Below are 6754 nucleotides of genomic sequence, written 5' to 3'. Positions count from 1 at the left end.
GGGATAACCTGCTGTAAATACGAGAAAAAGGAGCGCGCAGCCGCGAGTCCGTGCCTGCTGTGCGCAGCCTGGAAAAACTAAAACATCGGGGCTTGCGGGGCTGACATGGGAAGCGGGGACAAGCCACAGGCTCGGCCGCCGCAATTCCCCTGTGGGAGCGGGCTTGCTCGCGAATGCGGTGGGTCAGTCGATGTTGATGGTGACTGTTACACCGCATTCGCGAGCAAGCCCGCTCCCACAGGGTTTGGTTTACACAATCAATTCCGGGCTAGAGCCGGCGTTTGCGGGTGAGGCTCGGGATGGTGGTTTGCGGGATCAACACTTGCTGCGCCTCGGGTGTGGTGCTGAGCGCCAGTGCCGCCAGCGTCGGCTGGCTGAACAGCGCCCGGGCGTCGGTGTGCAGGCCGCTCTGACGCATGCGCGCCACCAGACTCACCGCCAGCAACGAATGCCCACCGAGTTCAAAGAAGTTGTCGTGCCGTCCGACCTGTTCGACGCCAAGCACTTCGCTCCAGATCTGCGCCAGCGCGGTTTCGACTTCACCCTCGGGTGCCACGTATGGGCGATTGATGACTGCGTCGGCTCCCGGCTCCGGCAAGGCTTTGCGATCGATCTTGTCGTTTGGCGTCAGTGGCAACGCGTCGAGCAGCACAAACGCGCCCGGCACCATGTACTCCGGCAAACGCTCCAGCACATGGCTGCGCAAGGTTTCCAACGATGGCGCGTCGATGCCGGCGCGCAAGCTGTACCAGGCCACCAGACGCTCATCGCGCACCATCACCACCGCTTGGCGAACCGCCGGATGTTCGATCAGCCGCGCCTCGATTTCCCCCGGCTCCAGACGCAAGCCACGCAGCTTGATCTGGAAGTCATTGCGGCCGAGGAATTCAAGTTCCCCGTGGTTGTTGTAGCGCGCCAGGTCGCCCGTTCGGTACAGGCGATCACCCGCAACAAACGGGCTGTCGATGAAGCGCTCGGCCTGCATCTCCGGCAAACCGTGATAACCACGCGCCACGCCGACGCCGCCGATGTGCAACTCACCGCTGACGCCTTGCGGCACCGGTTGTCCGTACGCGTCGAGCACGTACAGGCGTGTATTGCTCAAGGCTGTACCGATTGGCACCACATTGTCCGGCACCGGCATTTCCGGGTCCAGCGTCCAGCCCGTGCTGTCCACCGTGGTTTCAGTCGGCCCGTAAACGTTGTGCAACCGCACCCACGGCAGGCGATCGCGCACTTGGCGCGCCAGCGCTGCGCTGAGTTCGCCACCACCGTTGAGCACATCGGTCAGGCTGGTGCACTGTTCGACACCGTCCTGCTCAATGAACTGCTGCAGTAACGCAGGAACGAATTTGACTACGGTGACCTGATGCTCGCGAATGGTCTGCACCACATACGCCGAATCGCGGTTGCCGTCCGGTCGCGCCAGTACCAGACGCATCCCGGAACACAGCGGCCAGAAGATCTCCCACACCGAACTGTCGAAGCTGAACGGCGCTTTTTGCAGCAGCGCACCGTGCTCGGTCGGCGGACTGAGCTGCGAACCCCAATGCACCATGTTGCAGGCGCTGCGATGCTCGATCATCACGCCTTTCGGCAACCCGGTGGAGCCCGAGGTGTAGATCATGTACGCGAGATTCGAAGCATTCAGGCCAGGCACCTGCGGATTTCCTGACGACTGCTGCTCCCAACTGCCGTGATCCAGATTGATCAGCGTCACACCCGGTTCGCCGAGCAATTGCCGCGTGGCGCCATGCACCAGCAGTGCGACCGGCGCGCTGTCCTGCAACATGTAATTCAGGCGCTCCAGCGGATAGTCCGGGTCCAGCGGCACATAAGCACCACCGGCCTTGAGGATGCCGAGCAAACCAACGATCAGATCCAGTCCGCGCTCGACGCAGATTGCTACGCGCGAGTCCGGTTGCACGCCGAGTTCACGCAGGTGATGGGCCAGGCGATTGGCGCGCTGATTGAGCTCAAGGTAAGTCAGGGTTCCCTGCGCGGATTGCAGCGCGATGGCGTCCGGCTTACGCCGCACCTGTGCTTCGAACAACGCGTGCAGTGGCTGGTCCAGCGGACAATCGACCTCGGTGGCGTTGAACGTGATCAGCAAACGTCGCAACTCCTCGGCTTGCAGGATCGGCAAGCGGTTCAACAGTTGTTGCGGAGTCTGCTCCAAGGCCTGTACCAGGCCGCTCAACGCGGTTTGCATGTAGCCGCAAATCCGCTGCGCGCCGATCTGCGCCACGGCCCTGCCGGTGAGGCGCAAGCCGTTGCCAAAATCATCCACGCTCATGGTCAGCGGGTAATTGGTGCGCTCCTCGTTGGCCAGGGTTTCGATGCCTTTCCAGGCATGGCTGGACGGCTCCAGCAGTTCGGACTCGTCACTGTGCCGATAATTGAGCAGCGCGCTGAACAACGGTGACGGCGAGGCGACGCCGCTGCAGCGCTGGGCCAGTGCCAGCGAAGCGTGCTCATGCCCGAGCAACGCGGTCAGCCGCGCATGGGTGGCGCGCACGGCGTCGAGCACTCCGGCATCGACATCGATGCGCAACGGCAAGCTGTTGATGAACACGCCCAAGGCCCGGTCAGCACCCTCGCCCCCCTGCATGCGCCCCATCAGCACGGTGCCGAACACCACACGTTGCTGACCGGACGTCGCTGCCAGCACCCGCGCCCAGGCCAGATGAATCAGGCTCGCCACACTGACCCCGGCCTGTCGTGCTTGGGTGCGCAGACGCTGATAGACGTCAGCCGGCAACGCCTGCTGCGCTTCGTCGATGTCGCGTCCGTCGCCCTGCACTTCCTGCAGGCCGAATGGCAGGGTCGGCTCGTCGATGTCCGCCAGTTGCTCACGGAAAAACGCCTCGTGTTCCTGCTCGCTGACGCCCAGCCGCGTCTGCGCCACGTAATTGCGATACGGCACCGGCGGCGCCAGCGCCACGACCTGCCCCGACAGACTGGCCTGCATTTCGCTGCGCATCACTTCGAGGGCGATGTGATCCATGGCCAGGTGATGGAACAGCAGAATCCCCACCACCCGATCCAGCGCCGGATCACGGGCATACACCAGGCGCATCAGCGGCGCCTGGCTGACGTCGAGGCGATAACGCCGGGCGTTGAAACGCTCGTGCAACTGCTCGATGACCGGGCCGTCGGCCGGGTCCAGTTCGACCTCCTGCAACGGCAGAATCGCTTCGCGCCACACCACCTGCACCGGGGTGCTCAGGCCTTCCCAGAGCACCGAAGTGCGCAGAATGTCGTGGCGCGCCATGACCTCGCGCAGTGCCGCAGCGAAAGCCTCGACGCGCTCAAGACTGTCGAACGCCAGTTGCGATTGCAGCAGGTACGGATCGCCCTGCGCGGCGGTGATGTGGTGATAGAGAATGCCTTCCTGCAGCGGTGCCAACGGATAGATGTCCTGCACATTGGCGGCGCCGCCCGGTACCGTCGCAACGATCCGGTCGAGCGTCGGCTGATTCAGTTGCAGCAGGGTCAGCATATCCGGGGTGATATGGGTGCAATCGGCGGCGATGCGGTTGGCCGGCACTTCGATCTCTCGACCGCTGCCGACCGAAGCCGCCAGCGCTGCCAGGGTCGGTTGACTGAACAGCACGCGCACGTCGCTGCTCAGATCGAGCTGACGCATGCGCTCGATCAGAATCACTGCCAGTAACGAATGTCCGCCGAGTTCGAAGAAGTGATCGTGACGCCCGACCCGCTCGACTTGCAGGACTTCGGCCCAGATCTGCGCCAGGGCGATTTCGACCTCACCCTGCGGCGCCTCGTATTCGCGGCGGATCAGATCGTCCGGCCCGGGCGCCGGCAGGGCCTTGCGATCGACCTTGCCGTTGGCGGTCAGCGGCAGCGCCGTAAGACGCACGTAGGCGCTCGGCAGCATGGCGCTGCTCAGGCGGGTTTTCAGCTGCGCGTGCAGCTCATTGATGTCCAGCGGCGCCTGCTCGGTGAACCACGCCAGCAATTGCCCGTCGCGCACCAGCACCACCGCTTCGCGCACCGCCGAATGGCTGGCGAGTGCGCTCTCGATCTCCCCCGGCTCGATCCGGATGCCACGGATTTTCACCTGATCATCGTTGCGCCCCAGATACTCCAGATTGCCGTCGGCGCGCCAGCGCGCGAGGTCGCCGGTGCGGTACAGGCGCGCGCCCGGTTCAGCACTGAACGGATCACGCAGGAAGCGTTCGGCGCTCAGCTCTGCGCGGTTCAGGTAACCGCGCGCCACCCCGGCCCCGCCGACGTACAACTCGCCCGTCACGCCGAGCGGCACCGGTTGCTGCTGCTCGTCGAGCAGATACACCGTGGCGTTGCTCACCGGTTTGCCGATGTGCAGCGCCTGCCCGGCGTCGATGCGCCCCGAGGTCGCCACCACGGTGGCTTCGGTCGGGCCGTAGTTGTTGATCACTTCGAACGATGGCTGACGCGGGAACTGGCGCAGGCGATCGCCACCGATCAGCAGCGTGCGCAACGTCGGGTGATCGAGCTGGCGGCTGAACGCGTATTCGGCGATCGGCGTCGGCAAGAAGCTCACGTCCAGCGGCTGCGCACGCCACCAGTCGAGCAGCGCATCGATGTCTTCGCTGCCCTCGCTGACCGGCGCCAGGTGCAGGGTCGCGCCCACGCACAGCGCCGGCCAGACTTCCCAGGCCATCGCATCGAAACCGAAACCGGCCAGGCTTGAGGTATGGCTGCCGGCGCGCAGGTCGAAAACGTCAGTGTGCCAATCGACCAGATTGCACAAGGTGCGGTGCTCGACCATCACCCCCTTGGGCAGGCCGGTCGAGCCGGAGGTGTAAATCACATAAGCGAGGTTGGCCGGGGTCAGCCCCGGCACCTTCGGCGCGTCGACATGGGCGGCGGGCCAGCTCGGCTGATCCAGTTCGATCACCGGCACCGACAACGCCGGCAAATGCCCGCGCAGCGCGCGCTGGGTCAGCACCGCGATGGGCGCGCTGTCCTCCAGCAGGTAGCTCAGGCGCTCGGCTGGATGCGCCGGATCCAGCGGTACATACGCGGCGCCAGCCTTGAGGATCGCCAACAGTCCGACCAGCGTGTCGAGCCCGCGCCGGGCAACGATCGCCACCCGGTCATCCGGGCGCACCCCGAGATCGAGCAGATGATGAGCCAGCGCGTTGGCGCGTTGATTGAGTTCGGCATAGGTCAGGCTTTGCCCCTGATCAACCGCCGCCAGCGCCTGCGGCCGCAGCGTCGCCTGCGCTTCGATACGTTGCTGAAGGGTCGTCGGCGCCGGGTAGTCCACCCGCGTGGCATTCCACTGCTGCAGCAGCGCGGTTTCTTCCGGCGTGCTCAGGTCGAAATCCGCCACCGCCAGATTCACCGCTTCCAGCCCCTGCTCCAGAATCAGCAACCAGCGTTCAGCCAGTGCCTGGACTTCATCGGCGTTGAAATACGCCTCGCTGTAGATCAGGTACAGCCGCGCGTCGTCATTGGCCAGATTGCTCAGCAAGTGCACCGCCAGCGGTGTGGCCTCTTCGACGTTCGAGGCCTTGATAATCCGTCCCGACGCCTCGCCGTAGCGATAATCGTGAGTGCCCTGCTCGTAGGAAACAGTGACTTCGAACAGCTGCGAGCGCTCCTCCCGCAGCAGGCCGAGGGCGCGGTTCATCTCACTCACGGGAAAACGCTGATGGCGGAAATCCTTGCGCAGTTCCTCACGGATCGCTTTGACCAGTTCAGCGAACGTGCAGTGGCGACCGAAGCCCATGCGCACCGCACTGACCTGGGCGAACAGCCCAAGCGTGGATTTGAAGCGCGCGCCGGAGCGGTTGAGAATCGGCAATCCAACCACCCATTCGTCACGTTGTGCGGTGCGGCTGAAGTAGACATGCAGCGCCGCCAGCAACACATGGAACGCCGACGCGCCGAACGCTCGGGCCACCTGCTGCATGCGCTCGTGCAGCAACGCCGGCAAGGGCTGCGCGTAGACCTGCGTCTGCGCGGTCTGGCCGGCCAGACTCTGCTGATGCCGTGGCAGCAACAGCGGCTCGGGCAATTGTCGGTACTTGTCCAGCCAGTAGGCGCGATCCTGCGCATAACGCGGCGACGCTTGATAGCGCGCATTGTCCTCGATGAAGTCGATGTACGACGGCGCCGCGACCGGTGTCGGTTGGCCGTGCGCCAGCGCGTTGTAGATCTCGTCCAGCGACTTGAACATTTCGCCGAAGCCCCAGCCATCGATGATCAAGTGATGCGCCTGCACGGACAGCCAGTGTCGCTGGTCATCGAGGCGGATCAACAGAAAGCGCAACAGGCAGCCGCCGTCCAGTACAAAGGGCTGATCGATGCGCGCCTGCACCAATGCCCGCGCCGCCGATTCCGGGTCGCTGTGCGCCGACACATCGTCGATCGGCATCGGCACCGCTACTGACCGGGCAAACTGCTGCAACGGCAAGCCATCGGCGCCAGCGCCCGGCAGCAGAATCGTGCGCAGCGCGTCATGCCGGGCTACCAGTGCTTCCAGCGCAGCCTGCATCCGCGCCGGATCCAGCGGCCCGCTGAGGTCCAGGTAGCCGCCGATGTTGTACAGCGGCGAATCCCCGCGACTCAGCTGATCCAGCCAGATATCCAGCTGCGCAGCGGTCAGCGGATACGTCTGGAGCGATGCGGACGGCGTGGCCACCGCAGGGGCAGAAATAGGCGGCATAAGATCCTTCTCATGTGATTTTGCGCCTATTCAAGCATCGGCCCTGATGCCGACATGACACGTAAAACCCGG

At 64.5% G+C, this 6754-nt stretch carries 2 pseudogenes; both read right to left on the bottom strand.

Annotated elements, in window-relative coordinates:
- Positions 1-268: 268 nt before the first annotated feature.
- Positions 269-5269: pseudogene (locus E4T63_RS11895) on the bottom strand (amino acid adenylation domain-containing protein); the annotation flags it as partial.
- A 90-nt stretch (positions 5270-5359) separates the two neighbouring features.
- Positions 5360-6682, bottom strand: a pseudogene (locus E4T63_RS28940) (condensation domain-containing protein); the annotation flags it as partial.
- Between the last annotated feature and the right edge of the window lie 72 nt (positions 6683-6754).

Source organism: Pseudomonas fluorescens, assembly GCF_004683905.1.
Lineage (GTDB): Bacteria > Pseudomonadota > Gammaproteobacteria > Pseudomonadales > Pseudomonadaceae > Aquipseudomonas > Aquipseudomonas putida_A.
Note: the sequence above shows the minus strand (reverse complement) of the source record. Positions and strands in the feature narration are given on the sequence as shown.